The organism is Corynebacterium sp. UMB6689, from assembly GCF_030215295.1.
Lineage (GTDB): Bacteria > Actinomycetota > Actinomycetes > Mycobacteriales > Mycobacteriaceae > Corynebacterium > Corynebacterium aurimucosum.
The window spans coordinates 1-237 of the sequence record NZ_JASOLS010000287.1; the positions used below are offsets into that span (position 1 = coordinate 1).

The 237-nt window shown below is 35.0% G+C and carries 1 protein-coding gene; it reads right to left on the bottom strand.

Going from position 1 to position 237, the window contains the following annotated elements; all coding sequences use genetic code 11:
- A partial coding sequence (locus QP363_RS13540) for a hypothetical protein (protein WP_284764878.1) occupies positions 1 to 195 on the bottom strand: 195 nt, incomplete at its 3' end.
- Positions 196 to 237 lie beyond the last annotated feature (42 nt).

Here is a 237-nt window from a genome sequence, read left to right on the forward strand (position 1 = left end):
ACCTGCAGAATAGGCATACTTTTTAAGTTCTTCTTTAGGTAAATCACCATTAAGATAGTCAATCACCGTACCTACTAAACCAATCATTTCTATTTCTTGGTTTGCCAATAATTTAGCAACAATGGGGGCTGGTTGCTTTGCCAAGCCTGCCACTCGATTTTCAATATATTTATTAATCATTTCTTTTTCGTCCATAAGATCCTCCTCTATAAAATCCCAATTAACTTCATTAGCGTT